23 protein-coding genes are annotated in these 20,329 nt (G+C 71.2%); 17 read left to right on the top strand and 6 right to left on the bottom strand.

All coding sequences use genetic code 11. From position 1 onward, the window contains the following. Positions 1-73 precede the first annotated feature (73 nt). From EDD92_RS11590 to EDD92_RS11540, 11 genes are all read left to right on the top strand, one after another. The gene (locus EDD92_RS11590) at positions 74-1,249 is read left to right on the top strand and encodes a ParA family protein (protein ID WP_123964225.1); all 1,176 of its coding nucleotides are present in this window, start codon (positions 74-76) and stop codon (positions 1,247-1,249) included. Then, positions 1,234-1,818 carry a hypothetical protein gene (locus EDD92_RS11585; protein ID WP_123964224.1) on the top strand — a complete coding sequence of 195 codons (585 nt, stop codon included), beginning with the start codon at positions 1,234-1,236 and terminating at the stop codon, positions 1,816-1,818. Before EDD92_RS11590 ends, EDD92_RS11585 begins: the two co-directional genes overlap by 16 nt. Positions 1,819-2,370: 552 nt before the next feature. Further along, positions 2,371-3,369, top strand: coding sequence for a segregation and condensation protein A (locus EDD92_RS11580; RefSeq protein WP_399182576.1), 999 nt, complete (start codon positions 2,371-2,373; stop codon positions 3,367-3,369). Further along, positions 3,366-4,019 (top strand): SMC-Scp complex subunit ScpB, encoded by a 654-nt coding sequence (gene scpB, locus EDD92_RS11575; protein WP_099927829.1) that lies wholly within the window; start codon positions 3,366-3,368, stop codon positions 4,017-4,019. Before EDD92_RS11580 ends, scpB begins: the two co-directional genes overlap by 4 nt. After that, entirely contained in the window at positions 4,019-5,140 is a 1,122-nt protein-coding gene (locus EDD92_RS11570; protein WP_123964223.1) for a pseudouridine synthase, read from the top strand. The genes scpB and EDD92_RS11570 overlap by 1 nt, the downstream gene beginning before the upstream one ends. A 100-nt stretch (positions 5,141-5,240) precedes the next feature. Next, positions 5,241-6,203, top strand: coding sequence for a sigma-70 family RNA polymerase sigma factor (locus tag EDD92_RS11565; protein ID WP_123964222.1), 963 nt, complete (start codon positions 5,241-5,243; stop codon positions 6,201-6,203). Further along, complete coding sequence (locus tag EDD92_RS11560) at positions 6,200-6,754, top strand: TIGR03086 family metal-binding protein (protein WP_123964221.1); 555 nt, start codon at positions 6,200-6,202, stop codon at positions 6,752-6,754. The genes EDD92_RS11565 and EDD92_RS11560 overlap by 4 nt, the downstream gene beginning before the upstream one ends. Before the next feature lie 54 nt (positions 6,755-6,808). Then, positions 6,809-8,245 (top strand): MFS transporter, encoded by a 1,437-nt coding sequence (locus EDD92_RS11555; protein WP_123964220.1) that lies wholly within the window; start codon positions 6,809-6,811, stop codon positions 8,243-8,245. A 68-nt stretch (positions 8,246-8,313) separates the two neighbouring features. Continuing rightward, positions 8,314-9,045, top strand: coding sequence for an NUDIX domain-containing protein (locus EDD92_RS11550; protein WP_123964219.1), 732 nt, complete (start codon positions 8,314-8,316; stop codon positions 9,043-9,045). Next, a complete protein-coding gene (locus tag EDD92_RS11545; protein ID WP_123964218.1) occupies positions 9,042-10,064 on the top strand; it encodes an ADP-ribosylglycohydrolase family protein in 1,023 nt (340 codons plus the stop codon). The genes EDD92_RS11550 and EDD92_RS11545 overlap by 4 nt, the downstream gene beginning before the upstream one ends. A gap of 3 nt (positions 10,065-10,067) precedes the next feature. Then, positions 10,068-10,817 carry a nucleotidyltransferase domain-containing protein gene (locus EDD92_RS11540; protein ID WP_123964217.1) on the top strand — a complete coding sequence of 250 codons (750 nt, stop codon included), beginning with the start codon at positions 10,068-10,070 and terminating at the stop codon, positions 10,815-10,817. Here EDD92_RS11540 and EDD92_RS11535 read toward each other — a convergent pair. Genes EDD92_RS11535 through EDD92_RS11520 form a run of 4 tightly spaced genes read right to left on the bottom strand, consistent with a single transcriptional unit; the run spans position 10,749 to position 13,179 of the window. Next, the gene (locus EDD92_RS11535) at positions 10,749-11,486 is read right to left on the bottom strand and encodes a DNA polymerase beta superfamily protein (RefSeq protein WP_123964216.1); all 738 of its coding nucleotides are present in this window, start codon (positions 11,484-11,486) and stop codon (positions 10,749-10,751) included. The two genes, EDD92_RS11540 and EDD92_RS11535, sit on opposite strands and share 69 nt — an antisense overlap. 22 nt (positions 11,487-11,508) lie before the next feature. After that, entirely contained in the window at positions 11,509-11,916 is a 408-nt protein-coding gene (locus EDD92_RS11530) for a Rieske (2Fe-2S) protein (protein ID WP_123964215.1), read from the bottom strand. Further along, on the bottom strand, positions 11,913-12,497 hold the full coding sequence (locus EDD92_RS11525) for a DUF6529 family protein (protein WP_030947501.1): 585 nt from the start codon (positions 12,495-12,497) through the stop codon (positions 11,913-11,915). The genes EDD92_RS11530 and EDD92_RS11525 overlap by 4 nt, the downstream gene beginning before the upstream one ends. 25 nt (positions 12,498-12,522) lie before the next feature. Continuing rightward, entirely contained in the window at positions 12,523-13,179 is a 657-nt protein-coding gene (locus EDD92_RS11520) for a hypothetical protein (RefSeq protein ID WP_123964214.1), read from the bottom strand. Positions 13,180-13,409: 230 nt separating this feature from the next. Between EDD92_RS11520 and aroH the strand changes: the two genes are divergently transcribed. From aroH to der, 5 genes are all read left to right on the top strand, one after another. Beyond that, positions 13,410-13,772, top strand: a complete 363-nt coding sequence (aroH, locus tag EDD92_RS11515) for a chorismate mutase (RefSeq protein WP_123964213.1) — start codon at positions 13,410-13,412, stop codon at positions 13,770-13,772. Continuing rightward, a complete protein-coding gene (locus tag EDD92_RS11510; protein WP_123964212.1) occupies positions 13,769-14,854 on the top strand; it encodes a prephenate dehydrogenase in 1,086 nt (361 codons plus the stop codon). The genes aroH and EDD92_RS11510 overlap by 4 nt, the downstream gene beginning before the upstream one ends. Positions 14,855-14,987: 133 nt before the next feature. Further along, the gene (cmk, locus tag EDD92_RS11505; protein ID WP_123964211.1) at positions 14,988-15,674 is read left to right on the top strand and encodes a (d)CMP kinase; all 687 of its coding nucleotides are present in this window, start codon (positions 14,988-14,990) and stop codon (positions 15,672-15,674) included. Beyond that, the gene (locus EDD92_RS11500) at positions 15,632-16,324 is read left to right on the top strand and encodes a lysophospholipid acyltransferase family protein (protein WP_185123990.1); all 693 of its coding nucleotides are present in this window, start codon (positions 15,632-15,634) and stop codon (positions 16,322-16,324) included. Before cmk ends, EDD92_RS11500 begins: the two co-directional genes overlap by 43 nt. Positions 16,325-16,404: 80 nt before the next feature. Next, the gene (gene der, locus EDD92_RS11495) at positions 16,405-17,883 is read left to right on the top strand and encodes a ribosome biogenesis GTPase Der (RefSeq protein WP_123964209.1); all 1,479 of its coding nucleotides are present in this window, start codon (positions 16,405-16,407) and stop codon (positions 17,881-17,883) included. Positions 17,884-17,950: 67 nt separating this feature from the next. Here der and EDD92_RS11490 read toward each other — a convergent pair whose 3' ends face one another. Both EDD92_RS11490 and EDD92_RS11485 read right to left on the bottom strand, forming a co-directional pair. Beyond that, positions 17,951-18,301 carry a hypothetical protein gene (locus EDD92_RS11490; RefSeq protein WP_030947484.1) on the bottom strand — a complete coding sequence of 117 codons (351 nt, stop codon included), beginning with the start codon at positions 18,299-18,301 and terminating at the stop codon, positions 17,951-17,953. A gap of 61 nt (positions 18,302-18,362) precedes the next feature. Further along, positions 18,363-19,145, bottom strand: coding sequence for a hypothetical protein (locus tag EDD92_RS11485; protein WP_123964208.1), 783 nt, complete (start codon positions 19,143-19,145; stop codon positions 18,363-18,365). A gap of 511 nt (positions 19,146-19,656) precedes the next feature. Here EDD92_RS11485 and EDD92_RS11480 point away from each other — a divergent pair. After that, positions 19,657-20,295, top strand: a complete 639-nt coding sequence (locus tag EDD92_RS11480; protein WP_123964207.1) for a transglycosylase family protein — start codon at positions 19,657-19,659, stop codon at positions 20,293-20,295. Positions 20,296-20,329: the final 34 nt, after the last annotated feature.

Raw genomic sequence — 20,329 nt, 5'->3', positions numbered from 1 at the left:
TCGCCAACCGTCGGCATGGTGCCACGCTGACCTGTCTAGAAGTTTCCTGGTCACCAAGGAGGTAAGACGACTTGTGAATGAGTCGACATTTTCTCCCGGGGGTGGTCAACCAGGAGCGCCTGTAAGGGACCAGGGTCCCGCGGGGTTCGAGGCTGTCGGCTCCGTAGCTGTGCGCACCTTCGCAGCCCACCAGAGCCCGGGTCCACAGGTGATCCGGACTGCACACCAGAGCATGGATGGCCATCACGTGAACGCCATGGCCGGCGACGGAAGTGGCGCGCCCCACAACCACCTCGCCGACTACGACGAACTGCCCGAAGGGCACTTCTACGACCCCGACGCGGAGTACGAGCCGGACCCCGAGTACGCGGCCACCCTCGCACCCGACGCTGCCCGGCAGCGCCGTGAGCGCATCGGCCCGACCGGACGTCCGCTGCCGTACTTCCCCATCCCGGGCCCGCTGACCGACCACGGGCCCGCGAAGATCATCGCGATGTGCAACCAGAAGGGCGGCGTCGGCAAGACGACGTCGACCATCAACCTGGGTGCCGCGCTCGCGGAGTACGGACGCCGCGTGCTGCTCGTGGACTTCGACCCGCAGGGCGCGCTGTCGGTGGGCCTCGGCGTCAACCCGATGGAGCTCGACCTCACCGTCTACAACCTGCTCATGGAGCGGGGCATGGCGGCCGACGAGGTGCTCCTGAAGACGGCGGTCCCGAACATGGACCTGCTGCCCAGCAACATCGACCTGTCCGCCGCCGAGGTGCAGCTGGTCTCGGAGGTCGCGCGCGAGTCCACGCTCCAGCGCGCCCTCAAGCCCCTCATGGCCGACTACGACTACATCGTGATCGACTGTCAGCCCTCGCTGGGTCTTCTGACCGTGAACGCGCTGACGGCCGCCCACAAGGTGATCGTGCCCCTGGAATGCGAGTTCTTCGCGCTGCGCGGTGTCGCGCTGCTGACGGAGACGATCGAGAAGGTCCAGGAGCGGCTCAACCCGGAGCTGGAGCTCGACGGGATCCTGGCCACGATGTACGACTCGCGCACGGTCCACAGCCGCGAGGTCCTGGCCCGTGTGGTCGAGGCGTTCGACGATCACGTCTACCACACGGTCATCGGACGCACGGTCCGCTTCCCGGAGACCACGGTCGCCGGTGAGCCGATCACCACGTACGCCTCCAACTCCGTCGGCGCCGCCGCCTACCGTCAGCTCGCCAGGGAGGTGCTCGCCCGGTGTCACGCCGAGTGAGTCTGCCGGGGGCCGACGAACTCTTCCGTACGACAGGGGGAACGGCGCTCCAGCCGTCCACTCCGCGGCGGGGGGCCAACGGCGAAGCCCGTGTGCCCGCGCCCGCGGGGGAGAGCGACCCGGCCGCGGCCGTGTCGCCCGAGGACGCACCGCAGTCGGTGCCCGCGCAGGGCGGCGACGGCGAGGGCCCGGAGCACGTGGCCGCGGAGCCGGAGCCGGCCGACGCCGGTGAGTCCCGCAGCCGCGCCGCGGGCCAGGAGCGCTCCGGGCGACGTCAGGGGGCGCAGGAAGGTTCTGCCGCGGCCTCCGGCAATGCCCAGTCCCGCAAGCGCGCACGGAACCAAAACCGTCGGCCCAGTGGGCGTGAGCGCCACGACGAGAAGATCACGGTCTACGTGTCCGCCGAGGAGCTCATGGACCTGGAGCACGCACGCCTGGTGCTCCGCGGTGAACACGGTCTTGCGGTCGACCGCGGGCGGATCGTCCGCGAGGCGGTCGCCGTGGTGCTGGCCGACCTGGAGTCCCGCGGGGACGCGAGCATCCTCGTACGCCGGCTGCGCGGGCGGTAGCGGTAGCCTGCGGGGGCCATGACCTCGAACGACGCTCCCACTCCCGGCGCCCCCGGCGGCCGTCGTCGCGCGCTGGGCAGGGGCCCGGGCGCGGGCGCTCCGCGGGTCGAGCGGCCAACACCGCCCACGGAGGAGTCGCCCGCCGCGGACCTTTCGGCGGCGGAGCAGGTCTCCCCTGAGCAGGCCGCCGGGCGTGAGGCTGCAGTCCCGGAACCGATCCGTGAACCCCGGCCGGAGGCAGTGTCGTCCCCGGAGTCGGCCCGTGCCCCTGAGCCGGATGCCGTGGGACTGGAGCAGGTTCCCGCACGGGAGGTCCTGGCTTCGGGGCCGGATCGTGAGCCTGAGTCGGGTGCCGTGCCACTGGAGTCGAGTCCTGGCCGGGAAGCCGTGGCCGCGGAGCCGCTTCGTGAGCCTGTGCGGGAGGCTGCGACGCCGGAGTCGGTTTCTGAGCCGAAGTCTGCGGGCCGGGTGTTGGTCTCCGGGCCCGTGCCGGAGGCTGTGGCCCCAGAATTGGCCCCGGAGCCGGAGAGCCTGGCCTCGGAAGCGGTTCCCGTGCCGGACGCTGCGGGCCGGGCATGGGTCCCCGAGCCGGAAGTCGGCGCCCTGGAGCCGGCCCCCGCGTCGCAAGCTGCACTCCCGCAGCTCTTTGCCGCACAGCACGGAGTGGCCGTTGCCCCCGAGTCCTTCGCCGCGGCGGGCACCGTCGTCCCGGAAGCGGAATCCGTACCCGAAGACGCTCCCGGTGACGGTGTCTTCAAAGTCAGGCTCTCCAACTTCGAGGGGCCCTTCGATCTGCTGCTTCAGCTGATCTCCAAGCACAAGCTGGACGTCACCGAGGTTGCGCTGTCCAAGGTGACCGACGAGTTCATGGCGCACATCCGGGCGATGGGGCCGGACTGGGACCTGGATCAGACGACCGAGTTCCTCGTGGTCGCGGCCACCTTGCTCGACCTCAAGGCCGCCCGGCTGCTGCCGTCCGCCGAGGTCGAGGACGAGGCCGACCTCGCGCTCCTGGAGGCGCGGGACCTGCTGTTCGCGCGGCTGCTGCAGTATCGCGCCTACAAACAGATCGCCGACATCTTCAACCGGCGGCTGGACGAGGAGGCCCGGCGCTATCCGCGTACCGTCGGACTCGAGCCCCATCACGCCGAGCTGCTGCCCGAGGTCGTCATCAGCATCGGGGCGGAGGGTTTCGCGAAGCTCGCCGTGAAGGCGATGCAGCCCAAGCCCAAGCCGCAGGTGTACGTGGACCACATCCACGCACCGCTGGTCAGCGTGCAGGAGCAGGCCCAGATCGTGGTCGCGCGGCTCAAGGAACTCGGCGAGGCCAGCTTCCGGGCCCTGGTCGAGGACACCGACGACACCCTCACCGTCGTGGCACGATTCCTCGCCCTGCTGGAGCTGTACCGGGAGAAGGCCGTCGCGCTCGACCAGGAGACGGCGCTCGGCGACCTGATCGTGCGCTGGACCGGCGGCGAGGGCGAAGACCGGCCGATGGTGACCGACGAATTCGACCGACCGCCCGAGCCGCCCAAGGAGGACAAGGCGTGAGCGAGGACACCACCGGCCTCCCGGCAGGCCTGCGCACCGTCGCCGACCTCGACCTCAAGCCCGCCCTGGAGGCCGTCCTCATGGTCGTGGACGAGCCTGCGACCGAGGAACATCTCGCGAAGATCCTCCAGCGGCCGAAGCGGCAGGTCGGGGACGCACTGCGGGAGCTGGCCGACGAGTACGCCGTGCAGGGCCGCGGATTCGAGCTGCGGCTGATCGCCGGCGGCTGGCGTTTCTACTCCCGGCCCGAGTACGCGGCGGCCGTCGAGGGCTTCGTCCTGGACGGCCAGCAGGCCCGGCTCACCCAGGCCGCCCTGGAGACCCTCGCCGTCGTCGCCTACCGTCAGCCGGTCAGCCGCAGCCGGGTCTCGGCCGTACGAGGAGTCAACTGCGACGGGGTCATGCGCACGCTGCTGCAGCGGGGTCTGGTCCAGGAGGCGGGCACGGAACCCGAAACAGGTGCGATCCTGTACACGACGACGAACTACTTCCTGGAGCGGATGGGCCTGCGCGGTCTGGACGAGCTCCCGGAGCTCGCGCCCTTCCTCCCGGAGGCGGAGGCGATCGAGGCCGAGACACTGGAAGGGGTTCCGTCGTTCGATCCGGACGCTCCGGATTCCGAGGACGCAGACGACAAGACGGAACTTTGATGCGAAGCAGCAGCGGCAGGAACAGCAGCGGAAACAACGGCGGGAGCCGTGGTGGCAACAGCGGCGGCCGCGGCGGGAGCAGCGGTGGCCGCGGTAATTTCCGCGGCGCCGGTAACAACCGCGACGACAAGCAGGGCGGCCGGCCGAAGAAGCCCCGCCCGGAGGAGCGGCGCTACGACGTAGGCCCAGGCGCCACCCAGGACGGCCCGAAGTCGGGGCGCGGCGCCTCGGCGCGCGGCGGCGCCAAGGGCGGTCCCAGGCAGGGCCAGGGCACCGGTCGGGGCCGTACGGCTCCGGCGAGCTCCCGTGAGTACGACGCCCGGGCCGAGGAGCGCAACCGCGAGCGGTACGCGGGCAAGAAGGACGTCAAGCTGCCCAAGACCTTCCCCGGCGCCGAGCAGGAGGGCGAGCGGCTGCAGAAGGTGCTCGCACGCGCGGGCTACGGCTCCCGGCGTGCCTGCGAGGAGCTGATCGAGCAGGCCCGCGTCGAGGTCAACGGCGAGATCGTCCTCGAGCAGGGCAAGCGCGTCAACCCGGAGAAGGACGAGGTCAAGGTCGACGGGCTGACCGTCGCCACGCAGACATACCAGTTCTTCTCGCTGAACAAGCCGGCGGGCGTGGTCTCCACCATGGAGGACCCCGAGGGGCGTCAGTGCCTCGGTGACTACGTCACCAACCGCGAGACCCGGCTCTTCCACGTGGGGCGGCTCGACACCGAGACCGAGGGCGTCATCCTGCTCACCAACCACGGCGAGCTGGCGCACCGTCTGACCCACCCCAAGTACGGCGTGAAGAAGACCTACCTCGCCGCGATCGTCGGCCCGATCCCGCGCGACCTGGGCAAGAAGCTGAAGGACGGCATCCAGCTGGAGGACGGGTACGCGCGCGCGGACCACTTCCGGGTGGTCGAGCAGACCGGCAAGAACTACCTGGTCGAGGTGACCCTCCACGAGGGCCGCAAGCACATCGTGCGCCGCATGCTCGCGGAGGCCGGCTTCCCGGTGGAGAAGCTGGTGCGCACCTCCTTCGGTCCGATCACCCTGGGCGACCAGAAGTCGGGCTGGCTGCGGCGGCTGTCGAACACCGAGGTCGGCATGCTGATGCAGGAAGTCGACCTCTAGCAGCCATGTGCAACGGCCGGTTCCGGATCCTCTCCGGGGCCGGCCGATTCGTTTTCGGTCCCCCGCCGGTCTGTATTCGTGACCGGCGAGAGGAATGGCCATGCCTGCTACGACGACGGACCGCGACGAGTTCGTCCGGCTGACGGACCCGTACCGGCGGGAGCTGCTCGCGCACTGCTACCGGATGCTGGGCTCGGTCGACGAGGCCGAGGACCTGGTGCAGGAGACGTATCTGCGGGCGTGGCGGTCCTACGAGGGCTACGAGGGCCGCGCGTCCCTGCGGACCTGGCTGCACCGGATCGCCACCAACACGTGTCTGACGGCGCTGGAGAGCCGCGCGAGGCGTCCGCTGCCCGCGGGGCTCGGCGGGCCGTCACAGGCGCCTGAGGAGCCGCTGAGGGCCCCTGCGACGGATGTTCCGTGGCTGCAGCCGCTGCCCGACTCGCTGGTCGACCCGGCGACCGTCGTGGCCGCCCGCGGCAGCCTGCGGCTCGCGCTGGTCGCCGCGCTGCAGCACCTGCCCGCCCGGCAGCGGGCCGTGCTCATCCTGCGGGACGTGCTGGCCTGGCAGGCGCCCGAGGTCGCCTCGCTGCTCGGGACCTCGACGGCTGCCGTCAAGAGCAGCCTCCAACGCGCGCGTGCCCGGCTCGACGAGGTCGCCCCCGACGAGGACCTCGTCGTCGAGCCCGAGGGCGCCGCGGACCGCGAGGTGCTCGACCGGTACATGGCCGCCTTCGAACGCGCCGACATGGACGCGCTGCTCGACCTCCTCCAGGACGGCGTCGAACTGGAGATGCCGCCCAACCTGGAGTGGTTCCGCGGCAAGAAGGACGTGCTGCTGTTCCTGCACGCCAGGGGCCACGGGGAGGGCAGCTACCGGATGCTGCCCACGCGCGCGAACGGGCAGCCGGCCGTCGTCATGTACGTGCGCGGGGTGGACGGCGTGCTGCGGGCGCACTCGGTGCAGGTGCTCACCGTGCAGGGCGGCACATTGGCCCGCATCACGGCCTTCATCGACCTGGCGCAGGTCGCCCGCTTCGGGTTCCCGCGGGTGCTGTCGTGAACGGCGGGGAGCTGCTGGAGCGTTCGCTCGCCTACGCGCTGGGCAGCATCGCCGGGGTCGGGCCCGGGGGCCTGGAGCGGGGCACCCCGTGCGCGGAGTGGGACCTGGGGGAGCTGCTCGGGCACCTCGACGACTCGCTGGACGCCCTGCACGAGGGGCTGACCGGCGGGCGGATCGGGCTGACGCCGGGGCGCCCCGGGGGAGATCTCGCCTGCGCGTTCCGCACGCGCGCGTGTGCCGTGCTCGGCGCCTGGGCGGCCGGGCCTGGGGAGCGGGTGCTGGTGGGCGAACTGGCGCTGGACGTACGGGTGATGGCCGCCGTGGGGGCGGTGGAGATCACCGTGCACGGATGGGACGTGGCGCAGGCCTGCGGGCGGCCCCGGCCCATACCGGGCCCGCTGGCGGCCGAGCTGCTGCCGGTGGCGCAGTGCGTGGTGGCGCCGGCGGACCGGGGCGTGCGGTTCGGCGCGCCCGTGGCCGTACCGCTGCACGCGGGGCCCGAGGCGCGCCTGCTGGCCTTTCTGGGGCGGCGCGATTCCTTTCCGGGGTGAGGGTGGTCTGCCTTCCGTGAGCGACCTCAAGAGCTCATGGAAGGAACCCCCGTCATGACCGACACACTGAGTGTCTCCGTACGCAAACCACCCGCAGGACAGGCCCCGCACCGACGCGTGTGGACCGTCCTCCTCGCCGGACTCGGCGCGCTGCTGTGCTCCCTGGACGTCGTGGTCGTAGCGACCGCGCTGCCCGCCCTGCGGGCCGATTTCGGGGCGAGCCTGTCGGACCTGGAATGGACGATCAACGCCTACAACCTGGTCTTCGCCTGTCTGACCCTGACCGGCGCCGCGCTCGGCGACCGGTTCGGGCGGCGGCGGATGTACCTCGCCGGGCTCGCCGTCTTCACCCTGGGCTCGGCCGCCTCCGCCCTGGCGGGCGGCCCGGGCCAGCTCATCGGCGCCCGCGTGGTGCAGGGCGCCGGCGCGGCCGTACTCCTGCCGCTCACCCTGACCCTGATCAGCGAGGCGTTCCCGGCTGAGAAGCGGGGCGTCGCCATCGGTGTGTGGGGCGGGGTGACCGGCCTCGGCGTGGCGGCCGGACCGGTGCTCGGCGGGGCCGTCACCGAGGGCCTGTCCTGGCAGTGGATCTTCTGGCTGAACGTGCCCATCGGGCTCGCGATGCTGCCGTTCGCCGCCACCAAGCTCCGCGAGAGCTACGGCACACGGCCCCAACTCGATCTCGTGGGACTGGTGTTGGCGGCCGTCGGGCTGACCGGGCTGGCCTGGGCGCCGGTTCGGGCGCCGCAGGCGGGCTGGGGGAGCTTCGAGGTGCTGACCGCGCTCGCCGCCGGGATCGTGTTCCTGGCCGCCTTCCTCCTCTGGGAGCGCAGGGGAGCCCGCTATCCGATGCTGCCGCTCGCGCACTTCCGTAACCGCGGGTTCTCCGTCGCCAACGCGGCCGCCTTCCTGGTCTTCGGGTCCCTGCTGGGCGCCCTCTTCATGATCACGCAGCTCTTCCAGACCGGGCTCGGCTACTCCCCGCTGGAGGCGGGCGTGCGCGTCCTCGTCTGGAACGCGATGCCGCTCCTGGTCGCCCCGGTCGCTGGCGCCCTCGCGGACCGCTTCGGCACCCGGCCCTTCATGTTCGGCGGACTGGCCCTGCAGGCGCTGGGCCTCGCCCTGCTGGCCTTGCAGGTCGAACCCGGTGTCGGCTACGGGCAGTTGGTCGTCCCGCTGATCATCGCGGGCATCGGCATCTCCATGGTCTTCCCGAGCGTGGCCAACGCCGTGACCTCCGCCGTCCCCCTCGGTGACGCGGGCGTCGCGGCCGGCGTCAACAACGCCCTGCGCGAACTGGGCGGCGTCTTCGGCATCGCCGTCGCCGCCCTGGTCTTCACCCAGTACGGCGGCTACGGCTCACCCGCCTCCTTCCTGGACGGCTGCGCACCGGCGCTGTGGGTGTCGGCCGGGGCGGCGGGAGCCGGAGCGGTGGTGGCGGCCTTCGCGCCGTCGCGGGCCCAGGAGACAGCGCTCGCCCGGGAGCTGTGACGCGGGGGTTGTGTCAAAGCACCCACCCTCTTTATAGTCGTACTGACTATTAAGGGGGTGGGTTGCGTATGGCCTTCGACAAGGCGGGCTACGACAAGTACGCCTACGAGCCCTTCGCCGTCACCGTCGACCTCGCCGTCCTCACCATCCGCGCCGGCGCCCTGCACGTGCTGCTCGTCGAGCGCGGACAGGAGCCGTACGCCGGTCACTGGGCGCTGCCCGGCGGCTTCGTGGAGCCGCGGGAGTCGGCGGAGACGGCCGCCAGGCGCGAACTCGCCGAGGAGACCGGTCTCGCGGACGTCACGGGGCTGCATCTGGAGCAGCTGCGGACCTACAGCGAACCCGACCGCGATCCCCGGATGCGGGTCGTGTCCGTCGCCTTCACCGCGCTGCTGCCCGACGCGCCCGAGCCGCAGGCCGGCAGCGATGCGGCGCGGGCGAGCTGGCTGCCGTACGACGCGGTCCGGCCGCTCGCCTTCGACCACGACACGATCCTGGCCGACGCCCACGAACGGGTCGGCGCCAAGCTCGAGTACACCTGCCTCGCCACCGCCTTCTGTCCGCCCGAGTTCACGCTCGGCGAGCTGCAGCACGTCTACGAGACGGTGTGGGGCACCTCCCTCGACCGGCCCAACTTCCGCCGCAAGGTGCTCGCCACGCCCGGCTTCGTCGAGGCCGTGCCGGGCGCCGCCCGGCTGACCGGCGGCCGCGGCAAACCCGCCGCGCTGTATCGCGCCGGACCGGCCACCGCACTGCACCCGCCCCTCCTCCGACCGTCCCGGGAAGGACGCCCCGCATGACCGCAACCATCGTCGACAAGCGCGCCGCGACAGGGGCGTTGATCGGGCTCGCCCTCGGGGACGCGCTCGGATTCCCGACCGAGTTCCACGACGTGCCCGGCATCCTCGCCAAGTGCGGGCCGTGGCGGGAGATGCGGCTGCCGACGCCGGCGATCGTCACCGACGACACACAGATGACGCTGGCGCTGGGCCGGGCTCTGCGCACGGCCATGGACCGCGGGGTGCTCGCGCCGAAGCGGCTGGAGCGGCCGCTGCGCGAGGAGTTCGTGGACTGGTACCAGTCGCCGGAGAACAACCGTGCGCCGGGAAACACCTGCCTGCGCGCCTGCAGCCTGCTCAAGGACGAGAGCCGCCTCTGGCAGGACGCCAGCCAGATCGGCTCCAAGGGCTGCGGCGCCAACATGCGCGTCGCGCCCCTCGGCATCGTCCCCGGCCTGAGCGACGAACAGCGCGCGGGCGCCGCCCAGTTGCAGTCCGCCGTGACCCACGGGCATCCGACCGCTCTCGCCGCGTCCGACCTCACCGCCCGCGCAGTACGCCTGCTCGCGCAGGGCGCCGAACCCACAGGACTCGTCGGCCTGCTGCGGTCGTACGCCCTGGAGAACCGCAGCCGCTACCACCACGCCTGGCTCGGCGACCTGTGGACCCGCAGCCAGGACCCGAGCGCCGAGCACTTCATCACGCGCGGCTGGGACGAGTGCCTGGAGATCCTCGACCGGCTGCAGCACGCCGTGCGCACGGCCTCGCCCGAGACCGACCCGTGCCTGGCCACCGGCGCGGGCTGGATCGCCGAAGAGGCCTTCGCCACCGGCCTGTTGTGCTTCCTGCAGTTCGTCGACGAACCGGTCACGGCCCTCCGCCGGGCCGCCTGCACCTCGGGCGACTCGGACTCCATCGCCTGCCTGACGGGCGCCTTCGCGGGCGCGTACCTGGGCGCCGACGCCTGGCCGACGGACTGGGCCGACCGCATCGAGTACCGGGGCGACCTGATGACCCTCGGCGCCCTCTGGGACGCTTGAGGGATGATCGACGCCCTCGACATCGACCTGGCGCCGGTGGTCGCCGAACAGCCCGACCCGGTGCTGTTCGCGACCGTCTCCGGCGCACACCTCTACGGTTTCCCGTCGCGCGACTCGGACGTGGACCTGCGGGGCGTGCACCTGCTGCCCACGGCGGACCTGCTGGGGTTGCGGGAGCCGGACGAGACCCGGTCCCGGATGTGGGACCGGGACGGCGTCGAGCTGGACCTGGTCACGCACGACCTGCGCAAGTTCGTACGGCTGATGCTGCGCCGCAACGGCTATGTGCTGGAGCAGCTGCTCTCGCCCCTGGTCGTGCACACCACCGACGCGCACGGCGAGCTGGCCGCGCTCGCACCCGGCGTGCTCACCACTCATCACGCCCACCACTACAGGGGGTTCGCCAACACTCAGTGGCGGCTCTTCGAGAAGACCCGTGAGCTCAAGCCGCTGCTCTACACCTTCCGGGTCCTGCTCACCGGCATCCACCTGATGCGCAGCGGCGAGGTGCAGGCCCATCTGCCCACGCTGCTGGGCGAGTTGGACGCCCCCGCCTACCTGCCGGAGCTGATCGCGGCGAAGGCGGAGCAGGAGCACGGGGGTGCCGAGGTCGACCACGCGCGCGTGCAGGCGGACGTCGAGCATCTGCACGGCGTGCTCGACGCGGCGCAGGAGACCTCGGCGCTACCCGACGCCCCGACCGTGTACGACGCCCTGCACGACTTCGTCATACGCATCCGGCTGGAGCGCTGAGGCGCGGCGGACGCGGACGAGGAAGGCCTCGACGCGGGCCCGGTCCGGCTCCTCGGGGAGGGGACTGTGACGCGATGCCTCGTCGGCCTCCGCGGCCAGGCGGTTCATCCAGGACTCGACCTCCGGCCACGGGACCTCGCCGCGCTTCACGGCCAGGAGGGGCTCGCGCTGGTCGCCCACGTCGATGCTGAGGGCGCCCGTGCGCAGCAGGTCGCGGGAGCTCATCAGCAGGCGCAGCAGGTGCATGGCGTGCTTCCAGCGCGGGGCGCCGTGGGTGCGGACATCCGCCTCCAGCTTCTTGCGCTGGCCGAGGGCATAGCGCGTGAACGTCTCGTGGGCCCGGCGGGAGAGGAACGCCCCGCGCAGTGCGAGGAGTTCGCGGCCGGTCTCGTCGACGTACTCCACGAGCGGGGAGTGCAGGCACTCCAGGATGTTCGGGTTGGCGCGCAGGGCGAGCTCGCAGAAACGCTCCAGCTCCCAGCCGAACTGCTCCTCGGCCGGGCCCTCGACATGCGTCGGCGGCTTGTCGAAGCGCCAGAACAGGGGAGTGGGGGCCACGAACACGCCCCGGCGGTCGGTGTCGCTGCCGTCCGTCGCCAGACCGAAGGCGCGCGAACCCATCACGCAGGCGTAGATCGTGTGGTCGCGCACCAGCGCCTCGGGAAGCATGTCTCGGAGCGTACGCGGCGCCTCACACCCGGCGGATCGAATTTCCCTCCACCTTGATCTGCTCCGCGGGCAGCGGCTTCGGCGCGGGGCCGCCGGCCACCGAGCCGTCGGCGATGCGGAACTCGCTCTTGTGGCAGGGGCAGTGGATGATGCCGTCCGCGATGCTGCCCACCGTGCAGCCCTGGTGCGTGCAGACCGCGGAGAAGGCCTTGAACTCGTCCTTCTTCGGCTGGGTGACCACGACCTTCTCGTCCTTGAAGATCTTGCCGCCGCCGACGGGGATCTCGGAGGTCTTCGCCAGTTCCTGTCCGCCGGAGGCGTTCGCGGAGGACCCGGAGTCGCTGTTGTCGCCGTACTTGCTGCAGCCCGCGGCGAGCGTCGCCGCGCCCGTCGCGAGGAGAACCGTGCGCCGCGTCGAGCGGTGGGTCATGTCGTCACTCCGAACGTGCGGAAGAACCAGAGGGCGGACGTCAGCCAGATGAGGGTGAGAACGGTGAAGACCAGCCCGCCGACGAGCGGCAGCAGCCAGCCGGGGAGTCGCTGGGAGCGAAGCAGCAGCATCTTGGCACTGAAGGCACCGAAGAAGAAGCAACCCAGGGCAGAGTGCCACATCACGCGCGTTTCGTAGGTCTGGTAGCCCAGCGCGTACAGGCAGTGCACGGCGACCGGGACCGCCACCAGGAACGCGATCCGGCCCGACCAGCGGTGCAGCGCCGACGCCCAGCGCGGCCCCGGCAGCTTGCCGTACACCATGAAAGCGCTGACCAGCTGGACGAGCGCGAAGAAGAACGCGGTCGACGCAAGCCACGACTTCACCGCGCCTGTGCTGCTGAACCCGGCCAGGTTGAAGGCCGTCCCGGTGGGGTCGTGGACCTTGCCGTACACGCCGAGGCCGACGGCCACCGCGGCGGCGACCAGGGCCGGGACGAGATAGCGGGCGGGGCCCGGGGCGCGATGGGCGGGTCCGGAAGGCGGGAAACTCTGGGTCGCGGCGTTCGGGTCGACGGTCATGGTGTCGTCTCCCAGGTCAGGAGCATCAAGGAGTTACGGGATGTGCCGTCAGCCGCTGTCCGTCGACCGTCACCGCGCCCGTCTCGGGGTCGATGGCCGGCGCGGCCGAGGGTGCTCCGTCGCGGGTGACGATGCCGACCTGCTTGCCGCCCGGCAGGACGATCCAGCCGCCGACGATCCTGGCGCCGGCGACCTGGCTGTTCGCCCGGTAGATACCGGACGGCTTCTTCGCCTTGTCGATGGTGAAGGCGTAGTGCCCGCCGCCGACCTCGGCCGTGCCCCGGATCTGCTTGCCCCGCACCGTGCCGTTCAGCTTCGCGCCGTGGTCACCGCTCAGGCGCAGGCTGCCGTCGTCCTTCACCGTGCCCTTCAGCCACGACTCGATGTTGTGGCCGTCGCAGAAGTACGCGATCGCCTTGCCGCCGCGCAGCGAGACCGCCACGGCGGACGAGTCGTCGTCGGTACGGCCGGTGTAGACACCCTGGGGCGCGGCGGCCCGCGACGGCGACGGGCTGGGCGACGTGGTGGTCCTCGAGGGAGTCGGCGAGGCCGTGACGCCGGGCGACTTCTCCTTGTAGGTGGACGAGGCGCTCTTCGTCCCCGTCGTCGCGTTCAGTGACAGCATGAACAGGCCGAGCAGCAGTCCCGCGAGCAGGGTCAGCAGCGGTCCAGGGCGCTTCATTCGGGCCTCCCCCGAGGCGAGTGTCCTGCCATCAGAGCGGACCGGCGGCCCCGACGTAAAGAGGCGCACAGGGGCGAGCCATCCCAAGTAGCGAAATTGGGGCGATTCAGTGACATTGGCAGGGCATCGGAGCCGCCGTCTCAGCGGGCGGGCGGCGCACACCCGCCCGCCGCGGGCTGACTAGGCTGGAGGGTCGAAAGCCGATCCGTACATCAGCGAGGAGCACAGCCGTGGCGGTACGAGCGGTCCGGGGAGCCGTCCAACTGGAACGGGACGAGGCCGGGCACATGGACGAGCAGGTCGGGGCCCTGCTCACCGCCATTCTCGAACGGAACGCCCTGAGCGCCGACGACCTGATCAGCATCTGGTTCACGGCCACGCCCGACCTGCACAGCGACTTCCCCGCGGCCGCCGCCCGCAAGCTCGGCATCGTCGACGTACCGCTGATCTGCGCCCAGGAACTGGACATCGCGGGCGCCATGCCGCGCGTCGTGCGCGTCCTGGCGCACATCGAGTCGGACCGCTCCCGCGCCGACATCGCCCATGTCTACCTCGGCGCCGCGGCCGCCCTGCGCAAGGACATCGCCCAGTGAGAACCGCGCTCGTCATCGGCACCGGGCTCATTGGTACGTCCGCCGCCATCGCCCTGTCCCAGCGGGGCGTCGTCGTGCACCTCGCCGACCACGACCCCGAGCAGGCGCGTACGGCCGCCGCGCTCGGCGCCGGCACCGACGCGGCCCCCGACGGACCGGTCGACCTCGCGATCATCGCCGCGCCTCCCGCCCATGTGGCCGGGGTGCTGGCCGACGCCATGCGCCGGGGCGCGGCCCGCGGCTACCTCGACGTGGCCAGCGTCAAGGGCGGCCCGCGCCGCGAGCTGGAGGCGCTGGGCCTGGACCTGTCCGCGTACATCGGCACCCACCCCATGTCGGGCCGCGAGAAGTCCGGCCCGCTGGCGGCGACCGGTGACCTCTTCGAAGGCCGCCCCTGGGTGCTGACGCCGACCCGGGACACCGACACCGAGGTGCTGAACCTCGCCCTGGAGCTGGTCTCGCACTGCCGGGCCGTCCCGGTCGTCATGGACGCCGACGCCCACGACCGCGCGGTGGCGCTGGTCTCGCACATGCCGCACCTCGTCTCCAGCATGGTCGCCGCGCGTCTGGAGAACGCCGAGGAGGCGGCCGTACGACTGTGCGGTCAGGGCATCCGCGACGTGACCCGGATCGCCGCCTCCGACCCCCGGATGTGGATCGACATCCTCTCCGCGAACCCCGGGCCGGTCGCCGACCTGCTCTCCGACGTCGCCGCCGACCTGGACGAGACGGTGCAGGCACTGCGGTCCCTGCAGTCCTCCGACGAGGCCAAGCGCGGTGAGGGTGTCCTGGGCATCGAGGACGTCCTGCGGCGCGGGAACGCCGGACAGGTGCGGGTCCCCGGCAAGCACGGGTCCGCTCCACGGGCGTACGAGGTCGTGGCCGTCCTCATCGACGACCAGCCGGGCCAGCTGGCGCGGATCTTCGCCGACGCGGGCCGGGCCGGGGTCAACATCGAGGACGTACGCATCGAGCACGCGACCGGCCAGCAGGCGGGTCTGGTCCAGCTGATGGTGGAGCCGCAGACGGCACCGGTCCTCACGGCTGCCCTGCGGGAGCGAGGGTGGGCGATCCGGCAGTGACCAACCGCACCCCTGCACAGTGATCCCCGGGATCATCCGCCTGTAAGAAGGGTTCCGGCGAGCCAGTAACCTTGTTCAGGGCACGATCGCGGCCCCACCTACCCACCACACCGCACCAGGAAGGTGTCCCCCCGTGGAAAACGGCGTCGCCAAGCCCGTGATTGTCGCCATCGACGGCCCGGCCGGCACGGGCAAGTCGAGCACGTCGAAGGCCGTCGCCGCGCAGCTCGGTCTGAGCTACCTGGACACCGGCGCCCAGTACCGGGCGATCACCTGGTGGATGGTGAACAACGGGATCGACATCGACGACGCCTCCGCGATCGCCGCCGTGGCGGGCAAGGCCGAGATCGTCTCCGGCACGGACCCGGCCGAGCCGACGATCACGGTCGACGGCATCGACGTGTCCGGCCCGATCCGCACCCAGGAGGTCAGCTCCAAGGTCAGCGCGGTCAGCGCGGTGCCCGAGGTGCGCGCCCGGATCACCGAGCTGCAGCGCTCGCTGGCCACCTCCGCGGAGCACGGCATCGTCGTCGAGGGCCGTGACATCGGTACGACCGTGCTGCCCGACGCCGACCTGAAGATCTTCCTCACCGCCTCGCCGGAGGCCCGCGCCGCCCGCCGCAGCGGTGAGCTCAAGGGCGCCGACGTGCACGCCACCCGTGAGGCGCTGATCAAGCGCGACGCCGCTGACTCCAGCCGTAAGACCTCGCCGCTCGCCAAGGCGGACGACGCGGTCGAGGTGGACACCACCGACCTCACCCTCGCGCAGGTCATCGAGTGCGTCGTCACCCTCGTCGAGGAGAAGCGGGCCGGGAAGTGACCGCACCCTCCGTTCCCTCCGAACGCGGCGCCGAGGTCGGGCGGCGGATCGGCGTCGGCCTGATGTACGGGCTGTGGAAGCCGCGGGTGCTGGGCTCCTGGAAGGTGCCCGCCACCGGCCCGGTGATCTTCGCCGTCAACCACTCCCACAACATCGACGGACCGATGGTCATGGGCGTGGCGCCCCGGCCGACGCACTTCCTGATCAAGAAAGAGGCGTTCATCGGCCCGCTCGACCCGTTCCTGCTGGGTATCGGCCAGCTGAAGGTGGACCGCTCGGTCGCCGACCGCGGGGCGATCACGCAGGCCCTGGGCGTCCTGTCCGCCGGGGGAGTCCTCGGCATCTTCCCGGAGGGCACCCGCGGCGAGGGCGACTTCGCCTCGCTGCGCGCCGGCCTCGCCTACTTCGCCGTACGCAGTGGAGCACCGGTCGTCCCGGTCGCCGTACTGGGAAGTTCCGGGCGGCGGAGCCGGTTGACCAAGGGGCTGCCTCCGCTGCGCAGCCGCATCGACGTCGTTTTCGGCGACCCCTTCGAGGCGGGCGACGGCAGCGGACGGCGCACGCGCAAGGCGCTGGACGAGGCGACCGAACGCATTCAGAAGCAGCTCACCGCGCACCTGGAAAACGCCAGGCGACTGACCGGTCGCTAGGCGACACTTGAGTAGTGGATCAGCCGGAAGAAGCCGGATGTTCCACCGATCACCACGATGAACGACGAGGTACGGACTTCATGAACGACCACATCCACTCCGACGGCTCGGGCGAGGAGCACGACCACGGAGCACTTGGCGACGCCGAGTACGCGGACTTCATGGAGCTCGCCGCGGAAGAGGGCTTCGACCTCGAGGACGTCGAGGGTGCCATCGAGGAGGCCGGTCACGGCCCGCTGCCCGTCCTCGCCGTCGTCGGCCGCCCGAATGTCGGCAAGTCGACCCTCGTGAACCGCATCATCGGGCGGCGCGAGGCAGTCGTGGAGGACAAGCCCGGCGTCACCCGCGACCGCGTCACCTACGAGGCCGAGTGGTCGGGCCGTCGCTTCAAGGTCGTCGACACCGGCGGCTGGGAGCAGGACGTCCTCGGCATCGACGCCTCCGTGGCCGCGCAGGCCGAGTACGCGATCGAGGCCGCCGACGCCGTCGTGTTCGTGGTCGACGCCAAGGTCGGCGCGACCGACACCGACGAAGCGGTCGTACGGCTGCTGCGCAAGGCCGGCAAGCCGGTGGTGCTCGCGGCCAACAAGGTCGACGGGCAGAGCGGTGAAGCGGACGCGGCCTACCTGTGGTCGCTGGGTCTCGGTGAGCCGCACCCCGTCTCCGCCCTGCACGGCCGCGGCACCGGCGACATGCTGGACGCCGTCCTCGAGGTCCTGCCGGACGCCCCCGAGCAGACCTTCGGCAGCGCGATCGGCGGCCCGCGCCGCATCGCCCTGATCGGCCGCCCGAACGTCGGCAAGTCCTCCCTCCTGAACAAGGTGGCGAACGAGGAGCGCGTCGTCGTCAACGAGCTGGCGGGCACCACCCGCGACCCGGTCGACGAGCTCATCGAACTCGGCGGCGTCACCTGGAAGTTCGTCGACACCGCCGGCATCCGCAAGCGCGTCCACCTCCAGCAGGGCGCCGACTACTACGCCTCGCTGCGCACCGCGGCCGCGGTCGAGAAGGCCGAGGTGGCGGTCATCCTGATCGACGCCTCCGAATCCATTTCCGTGCAGGACCAGCGGATCGTGACGATGGCCGTCGACGCCGGACGCGCGATGGTCATCGCCTACAACAAGTGGGACACCCTCGACGAGGAGCGCCGCTACTACCTGGAGCGGGAGATCGAGACCGAGTTCGGCCAGGTCGCCTGGGCGCCCCGGGTGAACGTCTCCGCCCGCACCGGCCGCCATATGGAGAAGCTGGTCCCGGCGATCGAGACCGCGCTGGCGGGCTGGGAGACCCGCGTCCCGACGGGCCGTCTGAACGCCTTCCTCGGCGAGCTGGTCGCCGCCCACCCGCACCCGATCCGCGGCGGCAAGCAGCCCCGCATCCTCTTCGGCACCCAGGCCGGCACCAAGCCCCCGCGGTTCGTGCTGTTCGCCTCCGGGTTCATCGAGGCGGGCTACCGGCGCTTCATCGAGCGCCGGCTGCGCGAGGAGTTCGGCTTCGAGGGGACGCCGATCCATATCTCGGTGCGGGTGCGCGAGAAGCGCGGCAACAAGAAGAAGTAGGCGACACATGGGGGAGGGCGGTCCCGATCGGGACCGCCCTCCCCCATGTGTCAGCTGCCTCAGCCGTTCAGCGAACGCCGCGCGGGCCGGGTGGCAGTGCGGCCGGCACACGCTGCCACTGCGACTGCTGCCGGGCGCTGTACGCCCCGGCGCTGTAGGCACTGTACGAGCTGCTGAACGACCCCGGCCGGTGACCTCCGTGCGGCTCCGCACTGGTCGGAATGTTCCCGAAGGCGGTGAACCCCAGGTTCTCCTCGCCACTGCGGTCACCCGGCAGCGTGCGGAAGGACTTGACGTACTCGGACCAGAGCGCGTCGTAGATGGGCGTGGCCGAGTGGCTGCCCGAAATGTCCTGGGCCGAGCGGGCGGAGGGAATCGGCTGGTAGGACTGGCGGCGGGGAATGTCGTATGCGTGCACGTATGTCCAAACGACCCCGAAGTTCAAGGGATGCGGTTGGTATCCGCCTCTTTGGGTGTTCTCACGTCCCCGCGAGCGGCATGGCGACGCCGACCAGCTGCCCGTTGGCCGCCGCCTTGTCCAGTGCGTCCCTCAGCAGGTCCTCCCGGGGCTGACGCCCGATGGACCCCACCGGTGCGGCGAACATGAGCACCTGCTGATGCTTGTTGGCGGCGGCCCGCCAGCCGTCGGTCACCTGCAGCGGCTGATGCGCCTGCCACCACGCCACCGGCTGCCCGCCGTTCGTGCCGGGCTGCAGTACGGCGTGCAGCTGTCCCATGGCGAGCAGCACCGACCAGCCGTGCAGTACGGGCGGCACCTCGGACAGTTCCATGAGCGGCATGAACCCCTGCTCGATCAGCAGCGGCAGGAAGTCGTCGCCGAGCCCGGTCGTGCCCGGCCGCACGATGGGCCCGGTCGGCTCGACGACCAGCGCCGGGTGCAACTCCCCGGCGATCAGGACGAGTCCGCTGGTCACACCGAGCACGGCCTGCTCGGGGACGACCTGGTCGGGGTCCAGGTCCACGGTGTCCCCGGAGATGGACCGCACGGCGCCCTGGAGCTGCTCCTCGGTGACCTGGACGACCTGCGAGGGCAGGCAGGTGGCGTGGGCGAAGGCGAGGACGGCGGTCTCCTCGCCGACGAACAGGACGGTGCTGGTGCGCTCCTGTTCGGAGTCGCCCGGGGTGCGGCAGGAGGTGCAGTCGTAGCTGCCGGGGGCGTTCTCTCCGGCGAGCAGCCGGTCGGCCTCTTCGTCGCCGATCTCGGCGCGTACCTCGTCGCTGACGTCGAGCATGCGCGGCACGGGTGGCTCCCCTCGGGAAGTGTGAACCGGGCGGGTCCCGGGCTCATGAAGGAGACAACGGGCGATCTGTGGCGGGAGTCACGCTCCAGGGCGAACGGAATCGAACCATCCACAGCGCAGGGTCACCGCGGGTGCGGAATCGGGCACTCACTGTCAATTCCTTGGAAATCCAAGGAAGTTGGTTGCGTGAAGTGAGTCACAGATCCTCGGGCGTCATGGTCGACAAATCGTGAAATCGGCGAATTAAGTGGGTGGCCGGAAATTGCCGATACCCACGGTAACGGCGAACTGGCCTGGAATGACAAGCAGTTGGTTGCTGACGCCTCGACAGGCTCCTTAGATTCCTCCGCCGTGTGCAACGAGCACCGCTCGGGAACGTCCGCCGACCGCACCAGCCAGCAGTACCAGCACGACGCGATCACCGGCGGACGGGGCGGAGCGCGGCGACCGGCCCATGTGCCGTGAGCGCGCCCCGCCTTGGGGGAGCCCGGGTGTTTCGAGAGGGAATTACATGTCCGAGTGTGCCGATACCACCCGTGACAACGTCCGCAGGACCCGTACGACGGCGCTCCTCGCCGGGGCGGCACTGCTCGCCCCGCTCGGGCTGCTGGCCGCGACCGGCAACGCCGCGGCGGCGGACGGCGGGGTGTGGGACCGCATCGCCCAGTGCGAGAGCGGCGGCAACTGGCACATCAACACCGGTAACGGCTACTACGGCGGGCTGCAGTTCTCCGCCGGCACCTGGCGCGCGTACGGCGGCACGGCCTATGCGCCGACGGCCGCCGGGGCCTCCAGGGAACAGCAGATCGCAGTGGCCACCAAGGTCCAGCACGCCCAGGGTTGGGGCGCCTGGCCCGTCTGTTCGGCACGGGCCGGAGCGTCCGGCAGCGCACCCGCGGCCTCCTCCGGTTCCGCCACCACCAAGTCCTCATCGGTCGTCAAGTCGAAGCCGTCGAAGACGCCGGCACGTTCGACGGGCCACACGGCGCGCGGTGCCTCCCGCGGCGACTACACCGTCCGCGAGGGCGACACCCTGAGCAGGATCGCCGCCCGGCACGGGACCACCTGGCAGCGGCTGTACGCCGCCAACAAGGCCGTCATCGGCTCCGACCCCGATGTGATCGTGCCCGGGCAGCAGCTCGACCTCTGAGCAGCTCCCCCTCACCGAGTGGGCCCCGCCCGGT

Origin of the sequence: Streptomyces sp. TLI_185 (assembly GCF_003814765.1) — a bacterium.
In the GTDB taxonomy this organism is placed as follows: Bacteria; Actinomycetota; Actinomycetes; order Streptomycetales; family Streptomycetaceae; genus Streptomyces.
This window is presented reverse-complemented; position numbering and strand designations above follow the sequence as displayed.